This is a genomic window from Enterocloster citroniae (assembly GCF_040545455.1).
Classification (GTDB): domain Bacteria; phylum Bacillota; class Clostridia; order Lachnospirales; family Lachnospiraceae; genus Enterocloster; species Enterocloster citroniae.
This window is the reverse complement of the sequence record NZ_JBEPLZ010000010.1, coordinates 87,208-111,665: the sequence shown is the minus strand read 5'-3', so window position 1 is coordinate 111,665 and position 24,458 is coordinate 87,208. Positions and strand designations below refer to the sequence as shown.

24 protein-coding genes are annotated in these 24,458 nt (G+C 53.0%); 22 read left to right on the top strand and 2 right to left on the bottom strand.

Translation table 11 applies throughout. The annotated features are described in order from the left end of the window. The first annotated feature begins 42 nt into the window (after positions 1–42). From ABID13_RS15255 to ABID13_RS15235, 5 genes are all read left to right on the top strand, one after another. Entirely contained in the window at positions 43–1,023 is a 981-nt protein-coding gene (locus tag ABID13_RS15255) for an AraC family transcriptional regulator (protein ID WP_007859923.1), read from the top strand. 140 nt (positions 1,024–1,163) lie between these two features. Further along, positions 1,164–2,585, top strand: coding sequence for a rhamnulokinase (locus ABID13_RS15250; RefSeq protein ID WP_048930855.1), 1,422 nt, complete (start codon positions 1,164–1,166; stop codon positions 2,583–2,585). Positions 2,586–2,601: 16 nt separating this feature from the next. Next, complete coding sequence (locus tag ABID13_RS15245; RefSeq protein ID WP_048930856.1) at positions 2,602–3,852, top strand: L-rhamnose isomerase; 1,251 nt, start codon at positions 2,602–2,604, stop codon at positions 3,850–3,852. Positions 3,853–3,922: 70 nt separating this feature from the next. Next, complete coding sequence (rhaD, locus tag ABID13_RS15240) at positions 3,923–4,750, top strand: rhamnulose-1-phosphate aldolase (protein WP_007859918.1); 828 nt, start codon at positions 3,923–3,925, stop codon at positions 4,748–4,750. A gap of 244 nt (positions 4,751–4,994) precedes the next feature. Then, positions 4,995–5,390, top strand: a complete 396-nt coding sequence (locus ABID13_RS15235; protein WP_007859917.1) for a pyridoxamine 5'-phosphate oxidase family protein — start codon at positions 4,995–4,997, stop codon at positions 5,388–5,390. Positions 5,391–5,448: 58 nt separating this feature from the next. On the opposite strand, the gene ABID13_RS15230 is transcribed toward ABID13_RS15235, so the two are convergent. Beyond that, complete coding sequence (locus ABID13_RS15230; RefSeq protein ID WP_007859916.1) at positions 5,449–5,772, bottom strand: winged helix-turn-helix transcriptional regulator; 324 nt, start codon at positions 5,770–5,772, stop codon at positions 5,449–5,451. Positions 5,773–5,975: 203 nt separating this feature from the next. On the opposite strand from ABID13_RS15230, the gene ABID13_RS15225 reads away from it, so the two are divergent. The 4 genes from ABID13_RS15225 to ABID13_RS15210 all read left to right on the top strand — a co-directional run bounded on the left by ABID13_RS15225 (position 5,976) and on the right by ABID13_RS15210 (position 9,089). Further along, positions 5,976–6,953, top strand: a complete 978-nt coding sequence (locus tag ABID13_RS15225) for an SIR2 family NAD-dependent protein deacylase (RefSeq protein WP_007859915.1) — start codon at positions 5,976–5,978, stop codon at positions 6,951–6,953. Continuing rightward, a complete protein-coding gene (locus ABID13_RS15220; protein WP_048930857.1) occupies positions 6,950–7,747 on the top strand; it encodes a protein-ADP-ribose hydrolase in 798 nt (265 codons plus the stop codon). The genes ABID13_RS15225 and ABID13_RS15220 overlap by 4 nt, the downstream gene beginning before the upstream one ends. A gap of 229 nt (positions 7,748–7,976) precedes the next feature. Further along, the gene (locus tag ABID13_RS15215) at positions 7,977–8,387 is read left to right on the top strand and encodes a MarR family winged helix-turn-helix transcriptional regulator (RefSeq protein WP_007859913.1); all 411 of its coding nucleotides are present in this window, start codon (positions 7,977–7,979) and stop codon (positions 8,385–8,387) included. A 21-nt stretch (positions 8,388–8,408) separates the two neighbouring features. Then, complete coding sequence (locus tag ABID13_RS15210; RefSeq protein ID WP_007859912.1) at positions 8,409–9,089, top strand: DUF554 domain-containing protein; 681 nt, start codon at positions 8,409–8,411, stop codon at positions 9,087–9,089. A 6-nt stretch (positions 9,090–9,095) separates the two neighbouring features. Here ABID13_RS15210 and ABID13_RS15205 read toward each other — a convergent pair whose 3' ends face one another. Beyond that, entirely contained in the window at positions 9,096–9,497 is a 402-nt protein-coding gene (locus ABID13_RS15205) for a metal-dependent transcriptional regulator (protein WP_007859910.1), read from the bottom strand. A gap of 257 nt (positions 9,498–9,754) precedes the next feature. Here ABID13_RS15205 and ABID13_RS15200 point away from each other — a divergent pair, with 257 nt between their 5' ends. The 13 genes from ABID13_RS15200 to ABID13_RS15140 all read left to right on the top strand — a co-directional run bounded on the left by ABID13_RS15200 (position 9,755) and on the right by ABID13_RS15140 (position 24,388). Beyond that, positions 9,755–9,964 (top strand): FeoA family protein, encoded by a 210-nt coding sequence (locus ABID13_RS15200; RefSeq protein WP_007859908.1) that lies wholly within the window; start codon positions 9,755–9,757, stop codon positions 9,962–9,964. 39 nt (positions 9,965–10,003) lie between these two features. Next, complete coding sequence (locus ABID13_RS15195; RefSeq protein WP_007859906.1) at positions 10,004–10,225, top strand: FeoA family protein; 222 nt, start codon at positions 10,004–10,006, stop codon at positions 10,223–10,225. Positions 10,226–10,309: 84 nt separating this feature from the next. Then, positions 10,310–12,484, top strand: a complete 2,175-nt coding sequence (feoB, locus tag ABID13_RS15190; RefSeq protein ID WP_007859904.1) for a ferrous iron transport protein B — start codon at positions 10,310–10,312, stop codon at positions 12,482–12,484. Positions 12,485–12,593: 109 nt separating this feature from the next. Further along, positions 12,594–12,881, top strand: a complete 288-nt coding sequence (locus ABID13_RS15185) for a Fur family transcriptional regulator (RefSeq protein WP_007859901.1) — start codon at positions 12,594–12,596, stop codon at positions 12,879–12,881. After that, positions 12,851–13,222, top strand: a complete 372-nt coding sequence (locus ABID13_RS15180; protein WP_045091885.1) for a heavy-metal-associated domain-containing protein — start codon at positions 12,851–12,853, stop codon at positions 13,220–13,222. Before ABID13_RS15185 ends, ABID13_RS15180 begins: the two co-directional genes overlap by 31 nt. 198 nt (positions 13,223–13,420) lie before the next feature. Continuing rightward, a complete protein-coding gene (locus ABID13_RS15175; RefSeq protein ID WP_007859898.1) occupies positions 13,421–13,741 on the top strand; it encodes a DUF6110 family protein in 321 nt (106 codons plus the stop codon). Positions 13,742–13,821: 80 nt separating this feature from the next. Continuing rightward, positions 13,822–15,897: a heavy metal translocating P-type ATPase gene (locus ABID13_RS15170; protein ID WP_048930858.1), complete on the top strand. Its 2,076-nt coding sequence runs from the start codon at positions 13,822–13,824 to the stop codon at positions 15,895–15,897. 203 nt (positions 15,898–16,100) lie between these two features. Next, positions 16,101–17,396, top strand: coding sequence for a phosphopyruvate hydratase (gene eno / locus ABID13_RS15165; protein ID WP_007859890.1), 1,296 nt, complete (start codon positions 16,101–16,103; stop codon positions 17,394–17,396). A 295-nt stretch (positions 17,397–17,691) separates the two neighbouring features. After that, the gene (gene ahpC / locus ABID13_RS15160; protein ID WP_007859889.1) at positions 17,692–18,255 is read left to right on the top strand and encodes an alkyl hydroperoxide reductase subunit C; all 564 of its coding nucleotides are present in this window, start codon (positions 17,692–17,694) and stop codon (positions 18,253–18,255) included. Continuing rightward, entirely contained in the window at positions 18,256–20,001 is a 1,746-nt protein-coding gene (locus ABID13_RS15155; protein WP_354021043.1) for an FAD-dependent oxidoreductase, read from the top strand. It begins immediately after the preceding gene. Between the two features lie 144 nt (positions 20,002–20,145). Beyond that, on the top strand, positions 20,146–20,763 hold the full coding sequence (locus ABID13_RS15150; protein WP_007859887.1) for a TetR/AcrR family transcriptional regulator: 618 nt from the start codon (positions 20,146–20,148) through the stop codon (positions 20,761–20,763). A 71-nt stretch (positions 20,764–20,834) separates the two neighbouring features. Beyond that, entirely contained in the window at positions 20,835–22,649 is a 1,815-nt protein-coding gene (locus ABID13_RS15145) for an ABC transporter ATP-binding protein (protein WP_195415808.1), read from the top strand. Beyond that, on the top strand, positions 22,646–24,388 hold the full coding sequence (locus ABID13_RS15140; RefSeq protein ID WP_007859884.1) for an ABC transporter ATP-binding protein: 1,743 nt from the start codon (positions 22,646–22,648) through the stop codon (positions 24,386–24,388). Before ABID13_RS15145 ends, ABID13_RS15140 begins: the two co-directional genes overlap by 4 nt. Positions 24,389–24,458: the final 70 nt, after the last annotated feature.

Here is a 24,458-nt window from a genome sequence, read left to right as displayed (position 1 = left end):
TGGTTGGAAAAGGTGTGACACGGATAAAAGGGGGAATAGGCAGTGAATCAGGAGATGGTCGAACGCCTGAGTGTGATCACCCGGGAGGAGCAGGACATCCTTAGGGGGAACCGCGAGATAGACAGGACCCTTTATATGGACCGTGGTGATATGGTCATAGACAGCAGGAAGCTGCTTCACGCAGGTAAGATGATAACGATCCGGCCCCATACGCGGTTTGTCCATTTCCCTGCCCATACCCACAACTATGTGGAGGTCATCTACATGTGCCAGGGGCATACCACCCATATAGTGGATGGCAACCGGGTGGAATTAAAGGCCGGGGAGCTGTTGTTTTTAAACCAGCACGCCACCCAGGAAATACTTCCGGCAGGACGGGATGACATAGGGGTGAATTTTATTATCCTGCCTGAGTTTTTTGACACTGCCTTCCGGATGATGGGGGAGGAAGAGAATCTGCTGCGGGAATTTCTGGTGGGCTGTCTCTGTGATGATACCAGGTATGACAGATATCTGCATTTCCAGGTGTCGGATGTACTGCCCATTCAGAACCTGATGGAAAATATGGTGTGGTCCCTGCTCAATGAACAGCCGGGCAAGCGCAGCATCAACCAGGCCACCATGGGCCTTGTGCTCCTCCATCTCATGCACTATACAGGCAGATTGAGGATGAGCCCTGATTCAGGACAATCCCTGGAACAGAAACTGACCTTCCAGGTGCTCCGGTATATTGAAGAGCATTACCGCGAGGGCACCCTGGCGGAGCTGGCCGGCATCATGGGATATGACGTATACTGTTTGAGCCGCATGATCAAGCAGGTCCTGGGGCGCAACTATAAGGAACTGCTCCAGGTAAAGCGCTTAAACCAGGCCGCATTCCTGCTGCAGAATACAGGGATGAACATTGTGGATATCAGCGTGGCTGTGGGGTATGACAATACCAGCTACTTCCACCGCATATTCAAGGGATATTACGGTCAGTCCCCCAGGGAATACCGGTTGAGCCAAACGCTTTCCGATTGAGGGATACACTGCAAATAAGGACGCAAAATCTCCACAAGTTGCGTTCTTATTTTTTTGCCCTTTTTGCGGTATGATTTTTATATGGTTTCCGGGGCAGAGACCGCGGGAGGGCATGCAATATACAAGGAGGGGTGACGGGAATGTGCAATTATTATCTGGCAGTGGATATCGGAGCGTCCAGCGGGCGCCACATCATTGGCTGGGTTCAGGATCATGTGATGAAGGTCCGGGAAATATACCGTTTTTCCAATGGGATGGAGTCTGTAAACGGCCGGCTTTGCTGGAATACGGACAGGTTGTTTGAGGAAATCACAGCCGGAATGAGGGAGTGCAAAAAGCAGGGGATCATTCCCCGCACCATGGGCATCGACACCTGGGCCGTGGACTATGTGCTTTTGGACAAACAGGGACGCAGGCTGGGAGAAAGCGTGGGGTATCGGGACGGACGCACCAAGGGGATGGACACCAGGGTGTACGGGATTATTTCTCCGGAAGACCTGTATGCCCGTACCGGCATCCAAAGGCAGACATTCAACACAATTTACCAGCTGATGGCCGACCGGTGCCAACAGGGGAAGCGGCTGGAACAGGCGGACGGTCTGCTGATGATCCCGGATTATTTTCACTATCTGCTCACCGGAAAGAAGCGGCAGGAGTATACCAATGCCACAACCACCCAGCTGGTGGATGCCCGTACCGGAACATGGGATGAGGAGCTGATCGGGATGCTGGGATATCCGAAGCATTTGTTTGGCGCCCTCTCCATGCCGGGAACCGTGGTGGGCAGCCTCAGGGGGGAGATACGCCGGCAGGTGGGATTTGACTGCAAGGTGGTGCTTCCGGCAACCCACGATACCGCCTCCGCCGTGATGGCTGTGCCGTCCAATCAGGAACATGTGCTCTATATCAGTTCCGGGACATGGTCCTTGATGGGCACTGAGCGGCCATATGCCGACTGCGGGCCAGAAAGCCGCGGGGCCAATTTCACAAATGAGGGCGGATATGAACACAGATACCGTTACCTGAAAAATATCATGGGCCTTTGGATGATCCAGTCCGTGAAAAAGGAGTGGGAAGCGGAGGGGGAGCGTTATTCCTTTGGGGAAATATGCGAACGAGCGTCCAGGGAAAGGATTGCCTCCATTGTGGACTGCAATGACAGCTGTTTTCTGGCGCCGGACAGCATGTGCAGGGCTGTGGCGGACTTCTGCAATGCCGGCGGACAGCAGGTCCCAAGGACCAGGTGGGAGATGGCTGCCGTGATCTATAACAGCCTGGCAGCCTGCTATGGGGCGTGTGTAAAGGAACTGGAGCAGCTGACAGGGATTTCCTATGACAGGATCCATATTGTGGGGGGCGGGGCCAATGCCGATTATCTCAACCGCCTGACGGCAAATGCAACCGGCAGGACCGTGTACGCAGGGCCCGCGGAGGCCACGGCCATCGGCAACCTGGCGGCGCAGATGATAAAGGGCGGTGAATACGCAAGCCTTGCGGACGCAAGGGAGAGTATTTTCAGGTCCTTTGAAATAAAGACATATCACAGCAAAAACAACCATTGAAAGGGGTAAAGTCAGGATGAATGCAAAGGAAAGATATGAATCAGCAAGAGAAATATATGGAGCCATTGGCGTGGATACCGAGGCGGCCATGGAACAGTTAAGGAACATTCCCATCTCAATGCATTGCTGGCAGGGCGATGACGTTATGGGATTTGAGGGCGCGCAGGCCCTGTCGGGGGGGATCCAGGCAACCGGCAATTATCCGGGCCGTGCAAGAGATCCCCGGGAACTTATGAGCGACATCAAAAAGGCGTTGAGCCTGATCCCGGGAAAGCACAGGCTGAATCTTCATGCAAGCTATGCCATATTTGAAGAGGGAGAGAAGGTGGACAGGGACCAGCTGGAGCCCAAGCATTTTGCCAAATGGGTGGAATTTGCCAAGGAAATGGGACTGGGGCTGGATTTTAACCCCACCATGTTCTCCCATCCCAAGGCGGAGAATGCAACCTTATCCAGCGAGGATCCCAAAATCCGGAAATTCTGGATCGACCACTGCAGGGCCTGCATCCGCATCGGCCAGTATTTTGCGGAGGAGCTGGGCACTCCCTGTTCCCTTAACATATGGATACCCGATGGATTTAAGGATATTCCGGCTGACCGCACCTCGCCCAGGGCAAGGCTTAAGGATTCCCTGGACCGGATCCTGGATATGGATTACCGTAAGGAAAAGGTCCTGGTGGCCGTGGAGTCAAAGGTATTCGGCATTGGAATGGAGAGCTGTACGGTGGGCTCCCATGAGTTTTACATGAACTATGCTGCCTCCAGGGGAATCATGTGTCTTCTGGACAGCGGACATTTTCACCCCACAGAGGTGATCTCTGACAAGATATCTTCCATGCTCCTGTTCTCACCCCAGGTGGCGCTTCACGTAAGCCGCCCGGTGCGCTGGGACAGCGACCACGTGGTGCTGTTTGATGATGAGACAAGGGAAATCGCCAAGGAGATCGTGCGCAATGATCCAAAAAGGGTACTGCTGGCCCTGGATTTCTTTGACGCCAGCATCAACCGAATTGCCGCCTGGGTGGTGGGCATGAGAAACATGCAGAAAGCCTTGTTATATGCCCTTCTGATGCCCGGAAAGTCCCTTGCGGCACTCCAGGAAGAGCGCAGGTTTACGGAGCTGATGATGCTCCAGGAGGAACTTAAAACATATCCATTTGGCGATGTGTGGGATCATTTCTGCGAAGAGAACCAGGTTCCGGTAAAGGAGCAGTGGTTTGAGGATGTAAAGGCCTATGAGCAGGAAGTGCTGTCAAGGCGGAGCTGACAAGGTGTTGTGGAACTGGCAGGGATTTATATACATAGTTACGAAAAAATAAAAAGTGAGGAACATGGAAATGAACGTATTAGATGCATCTTTTGTACAGGGATTTATCCGTATGTGTGACGATGGCTTTAAGCAGAACTGGCACGAGCGAAACGGCGGGAATTTAAGCTACCGCATCACCCCCGGGGAAGTTGAGGAGATCAGGGAATGCCTGAGCGCAGCGCAGCCGTGGCAGCCCATAGGGACCAGCGTGCCCGGGCTGGCCGGCGAATATTTTATGGTGTCGGGAAGCGGAAAATATATGCGCAATATGATCCTTGAACCTGAGGCAAATGCCTGTATCATAGAGCTGGATGGGACCGGGGAAAATTACCGCATCTGCTGGGGGCTGGTAAAGGGCGGCAGGCCCACCAGTGAACTGCCGTCCCATCTCATGAACCATGAGGTAAAAAAGCAGGCCACGGGCGGAAAGCACAGGGTGATCTACCATGCCCATCCCGCCAATGTGATCGCCCTTACCTTTGTGCTTCCTTTAAAGGACGAGGTGTTTACAAGGGAGCTGTGGGAGATGGCCACCGAGTGCCCGGTTGTTTTTCCTGACGGTATCGGGGTTGTGGAGTGGATGGTTCCCGGCGGAAGGGACATTGCAGTGTCGACCAGCGAGCTGATGAAGCAGTATGACGTGGCGATCTGGGCTCATCACGGCATGTTCTGCTCCGGAGAGGATTTTGACCTGACCTTTGGGCTTATGCACACGGTGGAGAAGTCCGCGCAGATCCTGGTAAAAATGCTGTCCATGCGCCCTGATAAGCTTCAGACCATTACGGCTCAGAATTTCCGGGATCTGGCCAGGGATTTTAAGGTGACCCTTCCCGAAAAATTTTTATATGAGAAATAGGAGGATCGGTATGGCGGGGAAAAGGGCGGTTTGAAACAGTATCATAAAGATAGTTACATACGTTTAGGTGCCTATCTTCCCGCCGGGTGCCTATCTTCCCGCCGGGTGCCTATCCCTCCGCCGGGGGCCTATCCCACTTTAAAGTGCGTACTTACCGGATGAATACTGCTTAAGCTATAATCATGAATGTAACCAGTACAGATATACTCTGTAACGAATGCTTAGAAGAAAAGGAGACATTTTCATGAAAAAAGTAGTGGAATTTTTACAGGCTAATCCGGTACAGTACCTGGCAACCGTGGGCAGGGACCACAAGGCCAAATGCCGCCCCTTTATGTTTTGCTTTGAAAAGGATGGGAAGCTGTGGTTCTGCACCAATAACCGGAAGGATGTCTATAAGGACATGCAGGCGAATCCGGAGATTGAGGTGAGTGTTTCTGATCCCGGTTATGCATGGATCCGCCTTCATGGCCGGGTGGTGTTTGAGAACAATATGGAGGTGAAGGAAGGGTGTATGGCCAATCCCATTGTAAAGGGCCAGTATAACAGGGCCGACAACCCGATCTTTGAGGTGTTTTATCTGGATGAGCCCCATGGGGTCATTGCCGACTTTTCCGGCAATCCGCCCTATGAATTCTGATGCAGGTCTGCATGGTGAACATAGATCCTTGTTTTAAGATTGCTCCCGGGTCCTGCAGCTAAATCCTGCTTTTGTACTCGCTGCCCCAGGCGAACATGGAATCCAATATAGGTTTCAGGCTGTATCCTGTTTCTGTGAGCGTGTACTCCACTTTGGGAGGCACCTCGGGATAAACGGTCCGTGTCAAGAGCCCATCCTGTTCCATGGCGCGCAGATGGCTTGTGAGGACCTTTTGTGTGATGCCGCCCACGGAGCGCATCAGTTCATTGAACCGTTTGGTCCCGGTGAGCAGGTCCCGCAGGATCAGGACTTTCCATTTGTCGCCAATGAGCTGCAGGGTCATTTCCACAGGACAATCAGGTATGTTTTTTGTATGTTCCATAAGGGTACCTCCAGGTATATTTTAGATGATACAGTCATATTTGGCTGTATCATATTTATCAGCTGTACAGCCATGCCGGACCGCCTGGGCTTATTATAAACCGTGGCCGTTATTTTTTCAATATGGGCCAGGAAATTTCTGCAGGCAGCCGGAAGGTCTTGGTAAGGTTTCCTGGAGGAGACAGCTTGGAAAGAGGGATGAAAATGGATTGGCTTAGGTTTTTAAGCGGCACTTCTGCCGGAGATTACGTGTACCAGGATCTGCCCTATGATCAACTGATCCAAAGGGCGGCATCCATGATCAGCAAGGCGGATGCCGTGTTGGTCGGGGCAGGAGCCGGTCTGTCGGCCGCAGCGGGACTGACCTACACGGGCCGGCGGTTTAAGGAAAATTTCAGTGAGTTTATCGGGAGATACGGGCCTGCTGCCATGAGGGATATGTATGCGGCTGGCTTTTATCCCTTTCCCACGGAGGAGGAGCGGTGGGGCTACTGGTCCAAACACGTCTGGGTGAACAGGATTGAACCGGGGGCTTTGCCTCTGTACAGGAAACTGTGTGATATGGTGACCACACGGAAGCATTTTGTGTTGACCACCAATGTGGACCACCAATTCTGGAAAGCAGGCTTTGAAGATAAAAATATATTCGCCACCCAGGGGGATTATGGGAAGATCCAGTGTGCCGGGGCATGCCATGACGTGACCTATGATGCCACGGATCTGTTTGCGCGCATGAATGAGGCCCGCAAAGGCTGCGTTATCCCCTCTTGCATGGTTCCCGTGTGCCCTGTGTGCGGCGGTCCCATGGCCATGAATTTACGGTGCGACCAATATTTTGTGGAGGATGACCATTGGCATCAGGCAGCAAAACGTTACAGCGCGTTCCTGGAGCAGGCGGCTTTGAAGGAGACGGTGGTACTGGAGCTGGGTGTCGGCTTTAACACCCCGGCCATCATACGGTTCCCCTTTGAAAAGATGGTGCGGCAGAATGGGCGGTGGTCGTTTATACGCCTGAATACGGATGGGGCCGCGGTTCCTGCAGATGTGGAAAAACGGGCCGCCGGTATCAATGGCGACATGACTGAAAGTTTGGAGGGCATATGCAGGGCCCTTGAAGGTAAAACTTTGGAAGGCAGGGCTTCAGATAACGGAACGGACAGGGAGAGGAGGCATGACACATGACGCCGGAAGAACAGCGGATCTATCTGATCCGGACATTGGCAGGGGAGATGCCTCAATACAGAAAGGTTGAGATCCCTGAGGAGGAGGCGGGGCAAAAACAGCTGATCCGGGCACTGATGAACGTGCGTCCGCCCCTTCCGCCGGGCCGTGAGTTCTTAGAGATCCAGGATACATATCTGCGGGACGAGATAATGAAACGCGGAATTGTGGATGCCTCCTCCCTGGCCCCGGTAAAGGAGGGGAGCCGCATCTTTCTTTGGCAGGGGGATATAACCAGGCTGAGGGCGGATGCCATTGTAAATGCAGCCAACAGCGCGCTTTTGGGATGCTTTCATCCGCTGCACTCATGCATTGATAATGCGATCCATTCATTTTCCGGGATCCAGCTGCGCCTTGCGTGCAATGAGATCATGAGAGCCCAGGGGCATGAGGAACCCACCGGCACCGCGAAGATCACTCCCGGATATAATCTGCCCAGCCGGTATGTGCTGCACACGGTGGGGCCGGTTATTTCCGGCCCCCTGCGGGAGAAGGACTGTTGTCTCCTGGCGGATTGTTACCGGTCCTGCCTGGAGCTGGCGGTAAAAAGCGGGATCAGGTCCATTGCCTTTTGCTGCATTTCCACCGGAGTATTTCAATTTCCGCGTGAACGGGCGGCTGAGACGGCCATAGAAACAGTGGCCGGTTTTCTGGAAGGGGATAAGTCCTTAAAACAGGTGATATTTAATGTGTTTGCAGATTTGGACCTGGCTGTTTACAGACGGCTTTTGGAGCTGTCCGGAAGGGCCGTATAGAACAAGACGATATAAAATCCAGAGAATATAAAAATCGGAAAAACGTTTCCGGCCCCCATTGATCAGGAGCCGGGGACGTTTTTTTGATTCATGGATCCCGGCATGCACGATCCGGGCATAGATCCGGGAATAAAACCAAAAATCAGGATTGACAGAGCGGACCGTCACCATTATAATAGTTAGATATCTAATGATTAGAATGCTAATATATATAAAAGGGGAGGTGCACATGACATTTCACTATCTGCTGATGGCAAGCCATGCGATCTACAACAAAAAACTGATGGAAATGCTTAGTGATACCGGACTTACCGCTGGCCAGCCCAAGGTTCTTGATTATCTGGGGGACTATGACGGGGCCAGTCAGAAGGAGATTGCGGCCCACTGTTATATTGAGGCCGCAACTCTTACCTCGGTGCTGAACGGTATGGAGACAAAGGGGCTGATCCAGCGCAGGCGGATGAACGGGAACAGACGTACCTTCCATATTTTCCTCACGGACAAGGGATGGGAACAGCAAAAACGGGTCCAGGAGGCTTTCCTGAAAATTGAAGCCGAAACCTTTGAACAGATGGAGCGGGAGGAATGGGAGAAATTTATCCATCAGTTTGCCAGGATACACGAACATTTTGAAAAATAGACGAAAAGAGGAGAAGATATCATGCCGTACGGAGTTATCATCAATTGCATTGCAGTGTTTATAGGAGGGCTGCTGGGAGCTGTTTTAAAAGATTATTTCCCGGACAAATTAAAAGAGGCCCTTCCGGGGATCTTTGGCCTCTCTGCCATTACCATGGGTGTCACATTGATCATCAAGCTGGAAAGCCTTTCCGCAGTCATCCTTGCCGTGATCCTGGGAACTGTGATCGGGGAGCTGATGAACCTGGAGACAAGTCTGATGCGGGGGCTTCACAGCCTGGAATCCAGGCTCCCCCTGAGCCTGGACGACAAACAGCTGGACGTGCTGATCAGTATGATCATCCTGTTCTGCTTTAGCGGCACCGGTATTTTCGGGGCCATGAACTCCGCAATGACCGGCGACCATTCCATTCTGATCGCCAAAGCCATTATGGATTTTTTTACTGCTGTGATATTCGGCACCACGGCAGGGTATCTGGTTGGGTTTGTGGCAATTCCCCAGTTTGTGGTCGGGGTCCTGCTGTTTGGGTGCGCCGGCTGCGTACTCCCCTACATAACAGGGACCATGCTTGCCAACTTCAAGGCCTGCGGCGGCATCATAACCCTGGCGGTGGGACTTAAGATCGCGGATATTAAGAAATCCAGGGTGTTAAACATACTGCCGGCCATTGTGCTGGTGTTCCCTTTTTCCACGTTCCTCTAAGGAATTTTAAACATGCTCCGGGTCTTCCATGTCAGGCAGCTCATGTCCCTCCGTGATATGGGCTTTGATGGCTTTAAAACTTTTGGCGCTGACCACATGCTCGATGCGGCAGGCATCCTCCACGGCTGTCTGTTCATCCACCCCGAGATAGATCAGCCACTGGGACAGCATGGCGTGGCGTTCGTACATGGTCTCGGCAATCTCCCTCCCCGGTCCGGTGAGGGAGATATGCCCTTCGGAATTGATCTCAATGTATCCGTTCTCCCGAAGGTTTTTCATGGCAACGCTGACGCTTGGCTTGGAAAAGGACAGCTCGTTTGCAATGTCGATGGAGCGGACATAAGGGTTGCGGTGGCCTAACATCAGAATGGTTTCCAGATAATTTTCAGCAGATTCCTGTATTTTCATATAAATCAATCCTTTCAAAACGGTGATATGTTTCCCCCTGCGATCCTGTGTTTTTTGTGCACTGAGGTATGGTTTGATTTTAGCATATTTCAATATTCTGTGCAAAGATTGAATTTCTCATCAAGGTTTTTGAAAAAAATTATTGACATTTGAGTTAATTGGTGCTAACTTAGACTTGCAGTTAGGATACCATAACTTTCCAGGACTGCATCTGTACCTATTACTGTGATCACATCAAAAAGAAGAGGAGTGATTGTATGCCTTTAACAATGGCAAAAGAGGGTGAAGTAGCATCCATTAAGCGTGTAGGCGGTAAAGATGAAGTGCGCCGGCACCTGGAGAATATGGGATTTGTACCTGGAACGGATGTAACGGTCGTGTCCATTAACAATGGCAATGTGATTGTTAATGTAAAGGACGCCCGCGTTGCGATCAGCAGGGAAATGGCCAACAAGATCATGATCTAACTGGGAATCAGGGCATGAGGAAGAAAGGAGCGTTTGATTATGCACACATTAAAAGAGGTTAAATGCGGAGATACGGTTTCAGTGGTAAAGCTTCACGGTGAGGGAGCGGTAAAGCGCCGTATCATGGATATGGGAATCACAAAGGGGACTGAAGTATATGTCCGCAAGGTTGCTCCCCTGGGAGATCCGGTGGAAGTCAATGTAAGAGGTTATGAGCTGTCTCTGAGAAAAGCGGATGCAGAGATGATCGAAGTGCAGTAGGGGCTGCTTTTTTTTAGATAATGAGTTAGCTTGAACTAATTTATTGATAAATTTTCTCAATAAGAGGAATAGGAGGATATGAAAATGTCAATCAAAATTGCTTTGGCCGGTAATCCAAACTGTGGTAAAACTACCCTGTTTAACGGACTCACCGGATCCAACCAGTTTGTAGGAAACTGGCCGGGTGTAACGGTGGAAAAAAAGGAAGGTAAGCTAAAGGGGAACAAAGATGTGATCATCATGGACCTTCCCGGGATCTATTCCCTGTCACCCTATACGCTGGAGGAAGTGGTTGCAAGGAATTATCTGATCACGGAACGCCCTGATGCGATCCTTAACATTGTGGACGGAACCAATCTGGAGCGCAACCTGTATCTGACCACCCAGCTGATGGAACTGGGGATCCCGGTTCTCATGGCTGTGAACATGATGGATATTGTGCAGAAAAACGGAGACCAGATCAATATAAATGCCCTGAGCAAAAAGCTGGGCTGCCCGGTTGTTGAGATTTCGGCCCTTAAAGGCAGCGGCATCATGGAAGCGGCCAACAAGGCGGTGGAACTGGCCAGGGGAGGACAGAAAGTATCCTCCGTGCACCGGTTTGGGTCTGATGTGGAGTCTGTGCTGGAAGAGATCGCAGGCTGCCTCGGCAATGAGATCCCGGAGGAGCAGAAGCGTTTTTATGCCATCAAGCTGTTTGAGCGGGATGATAAGATTGCTGCCCGGATGTCCACGGTGCCCAATGTTGAGAGCCTGATCAAGCGCACAGAGGATGCCATGGATGACGATGCGGAAAGCATTATCACAAATGAACGCTATACATACATTACCTCCATCATCAGCGGCTGCTATGTGAAAAAGAATAAGCAGAAGCTGAGCACCTCGGACAGGATCGACCATATTGTGACAAACCGCTGGCTGGCCCTTCCTATCTTTGCGGTTGTTATGTGGGTAGTGTATTATGTGTCGGTTACCACAGTGGGTACCTGGGCAACGGACTGGGCCAATGACGGCGTGTTTGGAGACGGATGGAGCCTGTTTGGCATGGAAGTTCCCGGTATTCCGGTCCTGGTGGAAGGCTTCCTGACTTCCGTGGGCTGCGCTGACTGGCTGTCCAGCCTGATCCTGGATGGTATTGTTGCCGGTGTGGGCGCCGTGCTGGGATTTGTTCCCCAGATGCTGGTGCTGTTCATCTTCCTGGCATTCCTGGAGGCCTGCGGATACATGGCCAGGGTTGCGTTTATCATGGATAGGATCTTCCGTAAATTCGGTCTGTCCGGCAAGTCCTTTATCCCCATGCTGATCGGCACGGGCTGCGGCGTTCCCGGAATCATGGCATCACGTACCATTGAAAATGACAGGGACCGCAAGATGACCATTATGACCACCACCTTTATTCCCTGCGGTGCGAAACTCCCCATCATTGCCCTGTTTGCAGGCGCACTGTTCGGAGGCGCTTCCTGGGTTGCACCCAGCGCTTACTTTGTGGGTATTGCAGCCATTATCTGCTCTGGTATTATTTTGAAAAAAACAAAGATGTTTGCAGGCGACCCGGCGCCCTTTGTTATGGAACTTCCTGCTTACCATATGCCCACTGTGATCAATGTACTGCGCAGCATGTGGGAGAGGGGATGGTCCTTTATCAAGAAGGCCGGAACCGTGATCCTGTTATCCACCATCTTTGTATGGTTTACATCCAGCTTTGGGTTTGTGGACGGTCACTTCGGAATGGTGGAGGACCTGTCTGACGGCCTTCTGGCCAGCATTGGCCAGGCGATTGCCTGGATCTTTGCTCCTCTTGGATGGGGCAACTGGCAGGCGGCTGTTGCAGCCATCACAGGACTGGTTGCAAAGGAGAACGTGGTCGGTACCTTTGGTATCCTTTACGGCTTTGCGGAAGTGGCAGAGGACGGCGAGGAGATCTGGGGAACCCTTGCACAGAGCTTTACCACTGTGAGCGCATATTCCTTCCTTGTATTTAACCTGCTTTGCGCTCCCTGCTTTGCAGCCATCGGAGCGATCAAGCGTGAGATGAACAATGCAAAATGGACCTGGTTTGCAATCGGTTACCAGACACTCCTGGCCTACGGCGTATCACTCTGCATCTACCAGCTGGGAACATGGTTCACTTCCGGAAGCTTTGGCATCGGAGCAATTGTTGCGCTCCTTCTGGTAGCGCTGTTCATTTACCTGATGGTAAGACCGTACAAGGAAAGCAAGTCCCTGAAGGTTGGCGCAAAAGCCGGCGCAGCATCCTGATAACAGATGAACGTGCACGCGAGCGTGGAAAGACGATCCCCGCTCCGTGCGCGTTCTGACGTACCTGCGGCCATTAAGTGCCTGAAATCACGTAAGGAGGAGAACTGATATGTGGCAAAAAGAGCAGGTGATCGAAGAATTTCAAAAAAGAGGAAAACGGATGACCCAGCAGAGACGGATGCTTTTGGAAGTGATCCTGGAAAGCGACTGGACAAACTGCAAGGATATCTACTATGAAGCACGCAAGCGCGATCCCAACCTGGGGATGGCCACTGTGTACAGGACGGTCAGTGCACTGGAAGAGATGGGGGTGCTGGCGCGCACGTACCAGTACTCCTCACCGGATTCGCCAAAGGAGGAAGAGGATTGTCAACAGCAATCATTTGTGTCTTATTGATCATTATTTCCGTGTTTGGCATCAGAAGCTATATGAAGCGTCTGGCTTCCGGCTGCTGCGGATCGTCCGGGGAAAAGTCCCCCAAACGGATTAAGGTAAAGGATAAGGACCTGTCCCATTACCCGCACCAGTGCACCATGAAGGTGGACGGAATGTCCTGCGGCAACTGCGCGGTCCGTGTGGAGAATGCCCTGAACGCCATGGAGGGCGTGTGGGCAAGGGTGGATCTGGAAGCAGGAGAAGCGCAGGTTTATATGAAACAGAAGTATGAAGACAAGGCCCTGAAGGATGCGGTGAAGGCAGCCGGATACACGATTTTTAAAATCAATCACACTAAATGACTTTATTTCTCAATAAGAAGCGTTGGAATTGACTAACCAGCATTTTCCAGTTTAGGATAAATGTGTAAACGATATGTAAAGTTCCCGCAAAGGAAGTGACACAAGATGAAATATCACAAATTCTGGGCTTGGGCCATGGTGTTTTGTTTCGCGATGACCCTATACACCGGGTACAAGCATAAGTAGGAGGATAAAGAGATGATTGATTGTTTTAAGTGTAAGAGGATTGGTTTGTTTTTGGGCGGCGTCCTGTTTGGTACGGCAGGCGTTAAGGTGCTGGCAAGCACGGACGCAAAGAAGTTTTATATCAACTGCCTGGCAGCCGGTTTACGGGCTAAGGACTGTGTGATGACCACGGCCACCAACATCCAGGAAAATGCGGAGGATATCCTGGCAGAAGCCAAGGAGATCAATGTAAAGCGCAAACAGGAAGAAGTGTTTGAGGATGAGAGCGGAGCAGAAGACCAGGCTGTTTCTGAGGAGATGGCTGAGGAGCCGGTAAACGTGGTTACAGAGTAATGTGGATTCCGCCCGGGGATAGATGGTTCCCTGGGCGGTACTTTTTTCGTCACAGTAAGTCAGATAGGAGCTGCAGGCAGATGAAATTTGTTATAAGACATGAGATACGGGGCAGGGTGAGGATCCACCTTTACCAGAAGGAGATGAGCATCCGCCAGGCGGACCTGCTGCAGTATTATCTCTGCGCCTTGCCGGGTGTGAAGGATGCAAAGGTGTATGAGAGGACTGCGGACGCGGTTGTGGTCTTCGAGGGCGACCGGGGAGAGATCCTTAACGGTGTGCGGAAATTTTCTTATGAAAATGAACGGCTTCAGGAACTGGTTCCCAAGAACAGCGGAAGGGCCCTGAACAGGGAGTATAAGGAAAAGCTGATCCAAAAGGTGGCGGTACGGGCGGTGACAAAGGCATTGTTTCCCCTGCCCTTCCGGGCAGTCTACACCGTGTACCACGGGATCCGGTATCTGATCAAGGGGATCCGCTGCCTGTTAAAGGGCGCTTTGGAGGTGGAGGTCCTGGATGCCACGGCAATTATGGTTTCCATTGTAAGGAGGGATTTTGACACGGCCGGTTCCGTGATGTTCCTTCTGGGGATCGGCGAGCTTTTGGAGGAGTGGACCCACAAGAAATCAGTGGGCGACCTTGCCAGGAGTATGTCCCTTAATATCACTAAGGTATGGCAGAGCGTGGAAGGGACCGAGGTGCTGGTGCCCCTTTCCAAGATCCGGGAAAATGATATGGTTACCGTACATATGGGAAATGTGATCCCGCTGGACGGCGTGGTGGTGTCCGGGGAAGCCATGGTGAACCAGGCAAGCCTAACAGGGGAGTCCGTGCCCGTGAAAAAGGAAGAGGGCATGTATGTGTATGCCGGAACCGCCATAGAGGAAGGGGAGATCACGCTGTGCGTGAAAAAGGCAGCGGGAGCCACCCGGTTTGAGCGGATCGTGACCATGATCGAGGAGTCGGAGCAGCTTAAGTCCACGGCAGAGGGAAAGGCGGCCACCCTGGCCGATGCCCTGGTCCCCTGGAGCCTGGGAGGCACGGTCCTGACATGGCTGCTCACCCGCAATCCCACCAAGGCCCTGTCCATCCTGATGGTAGACTTCTCCTGCGCCCTGAAGCTGGCCATGCCGTTATCCGTGCTGTCGGCCATGCGCGAGGCCAGCAGCTACCACATCACGGTAAAGGGCGGCAAGTATATGGAGGCGGTGGCGGCAGCGGACACCATTGTATTTGACAAGACAGGCACCCTGACAAAGGCAAGGCCCCAGGTGGCTGATGTGGTGGCGTTTAACGGGCAGGATAAGAATGAACTGCTGCGGATCGCCGCCTGCCTGGAAGAACATTTCCCCCACTCCATGGCCAATGCCGTGGTCCAGGAGGCGGTTAAACGAGGCCTGGTGCACCAGGAGATGCACTCCAGGGTGGATTACATCGTAGCCCATGGAATCGCCACCTATGTGGGGGAGGAGCGGGTGGTGATCGGAAGCTATCACTTTGTGTTTGAGGATGAGGGCTGCAAGGTGCCGGAAGACGGCAGGGATGCATTTGACAGCCTTCCCTCGGAATACTCCCATCTGTTTTTGGCCATTGGAGGAAGGCTGGCAGCCGTCATCTGCATCGAGGACCCCCTGCGGGAGGAGGCGGATGCGGTGATCAGCGCCCTTCACAGACAGGGGATCAAAAAGATCGTGATGATGACTGGGGACAGCGAGCGCACGGCCCGGGCCATTGCGGCCAGGATAGGCGTGGATGAGTATTATTCCGAGGTTCTGCCCGAAGATAAGGCGGGATTTGTGGAGCGGGAAAAGAAGCTGGGCCACAAGGTGATCATGATCGGAGACGGAATCAATGACTCGCCGGCCCTTTCCGCTGCGGATGCAGGCATTGCCATCAGCGAGGGAGCGGAGATCGCCAGGGAGATTGCGGATATCACCATATCCGAGGACAACCTGTTCCAGCTTGTGACCCTGAGGGCGATCAGCAGAGGGCTGATGGACCGGATTGACCGGAATTACCGGTGCGTGATCGGGTTTAATCTGGGACTGATCCTGTTGGGCGTAGGGGGCGTGATCGCGCCTGCCACCTCAGCCCTGCTCCATAATACATCCACTCTGGCAATCAGCCTTAAGAGCATGACCAACCTCCTTGACTGAATGGGAGGATATGAGAAAAAGATTATCAGTTGGCACACTTGCCTTTTTCAAGGAACTTTGGTATACTGAGGATGGTTAGCTAAAACTAACTATGTGGATCAATCATGTGATACCATCCTGCCCCGGATCAAGTGATCAGGTGCCCATTTTCAGCTGTTTTCCATTATCCCGGGGCAGGGGATATCCATGGGAAAGGATGTGGAATGAACTATTTAGAGATTGAGAAAGTAATCGGACGGGAAATCATTGATTCCAGAGGGAATCCCACGGTAGAGGCGGAGGTTGTCCTCGCAGACGGTACGGTTGGAAGGGGAGCTGCCCCCAGCGGTGCGTCCACCGGAGAATTTGAGGCCCTGGAATTAAGGGATCATGAGAATCCGCGCTTTGGAGGAAAAGGCGTCTTAAAGGCGGTCAGGAATATCAATACAGTGATTTCAGATACCCTGAAGGGGATGAATGCAGCGGATATCTACGCAGTGGACCGCGCCATGATCCGGGCGGACGGGACAAAGGACAAGTCTAATCTTGGGGCTAACGCGATCCTGGCAGTTTCCATTGCCTGCGTGCGCGCGGCCGCCAATGGCCTGGATCTTCCCCTGTACCGTTTCCTGGGCGGCGTAAACGGCAACAGGCTGCCGGTTCCCATGATGAATATATTAAACGGCGGCGCCCATGCTGCCAATACAGTGGATGTGCAGGAGTTTATGATCATGCCTGTGGGCGCAAAAAGCTTTAAGGAGGGCCTGCGCTGGTGCGCGGAAGTGTTCCATGCCCTGGCAGCCCTTTTAAAGGAAAAGAAGCTGGCCACCTCAGTGGGGGACGAGGGCGGATTTGCCCCTGACCTGGGAAGTGATGAGGAAGCGATCCAATACATACTGGCAGCGGTGACCAGGGCCGGATATGAGCCGGGAACGGATTTTGTTCTTGCCATGGATGCTGCTTCCAGCGAGTGGAAGAGCAAAACCAAGGGAGAATACCTTCTTCCCAAGAGCGGGAAGAAGTTTACATCAAAGGAGCTGGTGGATCACTGGGAGAAGCTGATCGGCAAATACCCCATTTATTCCATTGAAGATGGTTTGGATGAGGAGGACTGGGAAGGCTGGAGGATGATGACGGACAGACTGGGAAACAGGGTGCAGCTGGTGGGTGACGACCTGTTTGTGACCAACACGGAGCGCCTTGCAAAGGGGATCAGCCAGGGCTGCGGGAATTCCATCCTTATTAAGCTGAACCAGATCGGAACCGTGTCAGAAACGCTGGAAGCCATTAAGATGGCCCACAATGCAGGGTATACGGCCATTGCCTCCCACCGCTCCGGCGAGACGGAGGATACCACCATCGCCGACCTGGCGGTGGCCTTAAACACCTGCCAGATCAAGACAGGCGCCCCCAGCAGAAGCGAACGGGTGGCAAAGTACAACCAGCTGCTGCGGATCGAGGAGGAACTGGGGGAAAGCGGAGCGTATCCCGGGATGGACGCTTTCCATATTTCAAGATAAGCGGTTTCAGGATTAGATAATAAATGATTACAGGAAAGGGATCGGTGCAGAGACGTTGAACAGGAACGTCCCTGTGCCGATCCCTGTTTTTTATTGGGTATCCTGTTCCGCTGAGCCCCCCCTCCAGGCCGCAACACGGAGATCGGTAAAAAACAATATTAATAATTATTATCAATACTAAATGTTGACAAAAGCGGGATGTTCTGATAAACTTGCATTAAGTTAGTCGAAACTAACATAAAATATCATTTTTAATGCAAACTATAAAATATCAGTGAAAACAGGAGGAAATAATATGTCATTAATCGGAAAAGAAATCAGTGATTTTACAGTGCAGGCTTACGTGGACGGATCGTTTAAGGAAGTGAAAAAATCGGATGTACTGGGGAAGTGGGCGGTATTCTTCTTTTATCCGGCTGATTTTACCTTTGTGTGCCCCACGGAGCTGGAGGATCTGGCCAACAAGTATGAGGAATTTAAGGCTGCGGGCTGCGAAATCTACAGTGTGTCCTGCGACAGCCATTTTGTACACAAGGCATGGCATGATGCGTCCAAGACCATCCAGAAGATCCACTACCCCATGCTGGCGGATCCCACAGGAAAGCTGGCAAGGGATTTTGAGGTAATGATCGAGGAGGACGGAATGGCGGAGAGGGGCAGCTTTATCGTAAACCCGGAGGGAAAAATCGTTGCCTATGAAGTGATCGCCGGAAATGTGGGCAGGAATGCGGACGAGCTGTACAGACGTGTCCAGGCTTCCCAGTTTGTGGCAGAGCACGGGGACCAGGTTTGCCCGGCCAAGTGGCAGCCGGGGGCCGACACCCTGAAGCCAAGCCTGGATCTGGTGGGGCTGATCTAAATGGAACAGGAGAGGGAAAAAAATTATTTGTATGATGTGGTGATCGTAGGAGGCGGACCGGCCGGATTGTCGGCCGCCATCTACATGGCCAGGGCCAGATATAGGGTCCTTTTGATGGAGAAAGAGAAGATCGGCGGGCAGATCACCATCACCTCGGAAATCGTCAACTACCCGGGCGTGGAGAGGACCAGCGGAAAAGAACTGACCCATTCCATGAAGGAGCAGGCCCAGGCGTTCGGGGCAGAGTTTGTGATGGCCGAGGTGCTGGATATGGACCTGGATCAGGACATCAAGGTGCTTCACACAACAGCCGGCGAGTATAAGGCCCTGGGAGTGGTGCTGGCAACGGGAGCTAACCCCAGAAAGCTTGGGTTTAAAGGGGAAAAGGAATTTCAGGGCAGAGGCGTGGCTTACTGCGCCACCTGCGATGGGGAATTCTTTACAGGCATGGAGGTCTTTGTAATCGGCGGAGGGTTTGCCGCTGTGGAGGAAGGCATTTTCCTGACCAGATATGCAAGGAAGGTAACACTGGTGGTCCGGGGGGATGACTTTACATGTGCCAGAACCGTGGCGGACCAAGTAAAAAAGGAAGATAAGATTGAGGTGAAGTTTAACACGGAGATCCTGGAAGCAGGCGGGGAACATATGGTTTCCTATGCGCGATTCAGAAACAACCGCACCGGCGAGGAGTGGACCCATGAGGCTGGTGAGAACGGCGGTTTCGGTATCTTTGTCTTTGCGGGCTATGTGCCTAACACTGCATGGATCAGCGGAAAGCTGGTGTGTGATGAGCAGGGTTACCTGGTTACGGACAGCAGCCAGAAGACCAGCGCTGAAGGAGTGTACGGCGCAGGGGATGTGTGCATCAAGAATCTGCGCCAGGTGGTGACAGCGGTATCGGACGGCGCGGTGGCGGCCACCTCCCTGGAAAAGCATGTTTCCTCCATCCATGAAAAGCTGGGCATTCCCGCCCTTGAGCAAGGGGAGGCGGACACAAAACGCCTGGAAGGGGAAATGACCGGCGGTGGCAGAACCCTGGGAAAAGGCAGCCGGGGAGATGGAGCCCGGGGAGAAGATACCCGGGGAGAAGATACCCGGGCGGAGGACGGCAATGGCTTCCTGTCGGCACAGATCCGGCAGCAGCTGTCAGGCCTGTTTCCAAAATTCCAGGAAAAGGCAGTCATAACCGCGGAGCTGGACGACAGCCCCCTTGCCGGGGAGATGAGCGGTTTCCTGGGCGAACTGGAGGGATTGACAGACAGGATCATCTGTAAGAGAGAATATATCAGCAGGGAAGAAAAGGAGAGGCGGGAGGCCGGCGGCGAATTGTTCCCCGCCTTCCGGCTGGGCCGCCAGGATGGAAGGGAAGGAAATATCCTGTTCCACGGCGTTCCGGGAGGGCATGAATTTAACTCCTTTATCGTGGCCCTGTATAATATGGCGGGTCCGGGGCAGCCGCTGGACGAGGGTCTGAGACAGCGCCTTTCCTCCATCAGCAAGGATATCAATGTGAAGGTGATGGTGTCCCTGTCCTGCACCATGTGCCCTGAGGTGGTGATGGCTGCCCAGAGGGCGGCCTCCCTTTCGGGACATGTGACTGCCGAGATGGTCGACCTGATGCATTACCCGGACCTGAAGAAAAAATATAATATCATGAGTGTTCCGTGCATGGTGATCAACGGCTCCCAGGTTTATTTCGGGAAGAAGAGCCTGGAAGAAGTGACAGGGCTGCTGGAGGGGAATTAAAGGGTCAGGCGGTCCTGGCAGCGGGAACGAGGCTTTAATGAGAAAAGGAATCAGTTAGACATATTGACTGATTCCTTTTTTTGTTACATAATAACAGTGTTATATAACGGCGTTATATTTTACGGAAAGGCAGGAAAGGGGAAGATGGGAAACCGGAGGAACAAGACGGCGGAGGCCATACTGGAAGCGGGAAAAAGGGAATTTTTAAAATACGGATATGAACAGGCATCCCTTAGAAGGATCGCAGGGGAGGCATCGGTGACCACCGGAGCCATCTATGGATATTTTCCAGGCAAGGAGGCGCTGTTTGAGGCGCTTACCAGGGATGCGGCCGAGGAACTGGTGAACATGTATGTGAAGACCCATGAGGATTTTGCAGCTCTTGCGCCGGATGAACAGCCGGGTATGCTGTCTGATATCACGGAGGAATATGTTCCCCGGATGGTCAATTTCATATATGACCATTTTGACGCATTCAAACTGCTGATGTGCTGCGGCGCTCCCGGGGCCAGGGACGGTTTCTTTGACAGGCTGGCAGCGGTGGAGGAAAAATCGTGCTGGGATTTTGTGGGCGCGGTAAAGACCTTGGGACATCCGGTGCCTGAGATGAGCGATACGCTGATCCATATTTTGTGCCGGTCCTTTTTTCAGCAGCTTCATGAGTTTGTATCCCATGATGTACCAAGGGAACAGGCTGTCTCATGTTCAGTCACACTGAGCCGTTTCCAGCATGCGGGATGGATCAGGATTTTGGGGCTTTAAAAAGCCCTGGTTTTATGACTGATGGTTAGTTTTAACTAATTTAAAGATTATTTGATAAGGAGGATGAGAAAGTGGATGGAAACAGTAAATTGATCATGACACAACTTCCGGATCAGGAAAAAGTCACACTCATGACCTTTGCAGGGAGGCATTGTTTTCTCACAGGGGCAGGCTGTGTCCTTTCGGGGATCAGCGCAGTGATCGGACTGGTACCTTACCTGTGTATGTGGAATGTGGTGAAACTGGCAGTGACGGGCTGGCCGGACCGGATGGACGGAAATGCCCTGGTGTATTGGGGGTGGATGGCGGTCATATCATCCCTGATTAGTATGCTGATCTATTTTGGGGCACTGATGTGCACCCATCTTTCAGCATTCCGCACGGCCAGGAATATGAAGACAGTGGCACTCCACCACCTGACCAGGCTCCCCGTGGGATATTTTAAACAGAGGGGCAGCGGTAAGTTAAGGCGTATCATTGATGACGGGGCAGGGCAGACGGAAACCTACCTGGCCCACCAGCTGCCGGACCTGGCAGGCGCCCTGGTCACCCCGGCGGCGGTCCTTGTGCTGCTCCTGGTTTTTGACTGGAGGTTTGGGCTGATCAGCCTGATCCCCATGGCGGTGGGCGCTTTTTTCCTGAGCCGCATGATGGGGCCGGGAATGGCCGAGTGTATGAGGCAGTACCAGAATGCCCTGGAGGACATGAACAATGAAGCTGTGGAATATGTGAGGGGAATACCCGTGGTCAAGACATTCCAGCAAAGTATATTTTCCTTTAAAAGTTTCCACGACTCCATTTTGCGCTACCGGGACTGGGCGGTGAATTATACCGTGTCCCTGCGCATTCCCATGTGCGCCTATACGGTCAGCATCAACGGCATATTTGCCCTTCTGATCCCGGCCGGTATCCTGCTTGCAGGGGATATCTCCAGGGGCGCGGCCTATGAGACCATTGCCCTGGATCTGCTGTTCTATATTCTTTTCACACCGATCTGTGTTTCCATGATGGATAAGATCATGTGGACCAGCGAGAATACGATGGCAGCCAGGGATGCCATGAACCGGATCCTGGATATCATAAAGGAAAAGCCGCTGCCTGAGCCGGCTGCTGCCACAACCCCCTCGGGTTACACCGTTGAGTTCAGGGACGTATCATTTTCCTATGACAACACAGGAACGGACGCGCTGAGCCATGTGTCCCTCACCGTCCCCCAGGGCGCTACGGCCGCCATGGTAGGGGCTTCGGGAAGCGGAAAGACCACTCTGGTAAGCCTGATTCCCAGGTTCTTTGACGTGGACAGGGGAAGTATCTGCATCGGCGGCGTGGATGTGAGGGAAATCGGCAGTGAGGAGCTGATGAAGCTGGTGAGCTTTGTGTTTCAGGACTGCCATCTGTTCAAGGACAGCCTGTTAAACAATATCAGGGCCGCCAGGCCGCAGGCCACAAAGGAGGAAGTGATGCGGGCAGTGGCTGCTGCCCGGTGTGAGGACATTATTGAAAAAATGCCCCAGGGCCTGGATACTGTGGTGGGGACCAAGGGCACCTACCTGTCCGGTGGAGAGGTGCAGCGGATCGCCCTGGCCAGGGCAATCCTTAAGGATGCGCCCATTGTGCTTTTGGATGAGGCAACTGCATTTGCAGACCCCGACAACGAGTATCTGATCCAGCAGGCGTTTGAGACGCTTGTTAAGGGAAAGACAGTGATCATGATCGCCCACAGGCTTTCCACCGTGTGCCACTCGGACCGGATTTTTGTCCTGGAGCAGGGCCGGATCGCAGAGCAGGGACGCCATGAAGAACTTCTCCGGTCAGGGGGGCTGTATGCCAAAATGTGGAAGGATTACCAGACGTCAGTGGAGTGGAAGGTAGGTGGAGAGGTATGAGCAGATATCTTCAGAGAAAATTTGCACTAAGTGAGCAGGGCGGAAAGGATTTGACCAAGGCGATTTTTTCCTGCGCCCTGACCAATATCGGATTGATGTTTCCCATGGGCATCCTGCTGGTTTTCCTGGAACGGCTTCTGGGGCCGCTGGTGGGAATAGAAGCCCCTGTTATGGGGATGGCCGGGTACATGGGCATCAGTGTCCTGCTTTTAGCCGTTATCTTTGCGGTGGAGCGCCTTCAGTATAATACAACCTTTCTGGCCTCCTACAAAGAGAGCGCCCAGATGCGCATCCGCCTGGCGGAGCGGCTGAGGACCCTGCCCCTTTCCTTTTTCGGGAAAAGGGACCTGGCGGACCTGACAACCACCATTATGGCGGATTGCGCTTTTGTGGAAAAGGCATTTTCCCACTTTATACCCGAGCTTATAGGCGCCCTGATTTCCACCATGCTCATAGGCATAGGTCTTTTGGCAGCGGACTGGAGGATGGGGCTGGCAGTGCTGTGGGTGGCGCCGGTGTCATTTCTCCTGGCAGCGGGGACCAGGCCCATGGTGGACCGGATGGAGCGCAGGCAGAAGGGAAGGAAGATTGCTGCCTCGGACGGGATCCAGGAATGCATTGAAAACATCCAGGACATCAAGGCCAACAACCAGAGGGAGGAGTACCTTAAGGGGCTGGACCAGAAGCTTTTGAACGTGGAATCCATTACCATCAGGCTGGAACTGTTAAACGGAACCCTGGTGACGGCTTCCCAGATGTTCCTTAAGATCGGCATGGCCACCACTGTGCTGGCAGGCGCATCCCTTCTGGTGTCACGGTCCATTGATTTTATGATCTTCCTCATGTTCATGCTGGCTGCAACCAGACTGTACCTGCCGCTGGCAGGCTGCCTGCAGAACCTGTCCGCCGTGTACTCCACCCTTTTGGTGGTGGAACGCATGAAGGGGATTGAGGAGCAGCCTGTCCAGCAGGGAAATAAAAGCGTTTCCTATAAAGGATATGACATTGTGTTTGACCATGTGGGCTTTTCCTATAAGGACGGGGAACAGGTTTTAAAGGATGTGTCCTTTACAGCCAGACAGGGACAGGTCACCGCACTTGTGGGTCCGTCCGGCGGAGGAAAGTCCACCAGTGCAAAACTGGCGGCCAGGTTCTGGGACATTGACAAGGGCAAGATCACCCTGGGTGGCATGGATATCAGCAGTGTGGACCCTGAGACATTGCTGGGAAGTTTCTCCATTGTGTTCCAGGATGTGGTCCTCTTTAACAACACGATTATGGAAAATATCCGCTTGGGGCGCAAGGGGGCCACGGACCAGGAGGTAATCAATGCCGCCGGGGCCGCCCAGTGCGAGGAATTTATCCGGCGTCTCCCTGACGGCTATCATACCAGGATCGGGGAAAACGGCTCCACCCTGTCGGGGGGTGAGCGGCAGCGGCTTTCCATTGCCAGGGCATTGTTAAAGGACGCTCCGGTCATACTCATGGATGAGGCCACGGCCTCCCTGGATGTGGAGAATGAGACACTGGTGCAGGAGGCCATTTCCAACCTGGTAAAGGATAAAACAGTCCTGATCATTGCGCACCGGATGCGCACCGTGGCAGGAGCGGACCGGATCGTGGTGCTGAAAGACGGTCTGGTGGCGGAGCAGGGGACTCCCAGGGAGCTGATGGACAGGAACGGGGTCTACCGCCATATGGCGGAGCTTCAGGGCAGGAGCCTGACGTGGAGCCTTTAGTATACAGGGACGGGCAGTGCGCGGTTGAAACAGCTGCGCACTGCCCGTTGGTCTGCGGGATTTCTTGACA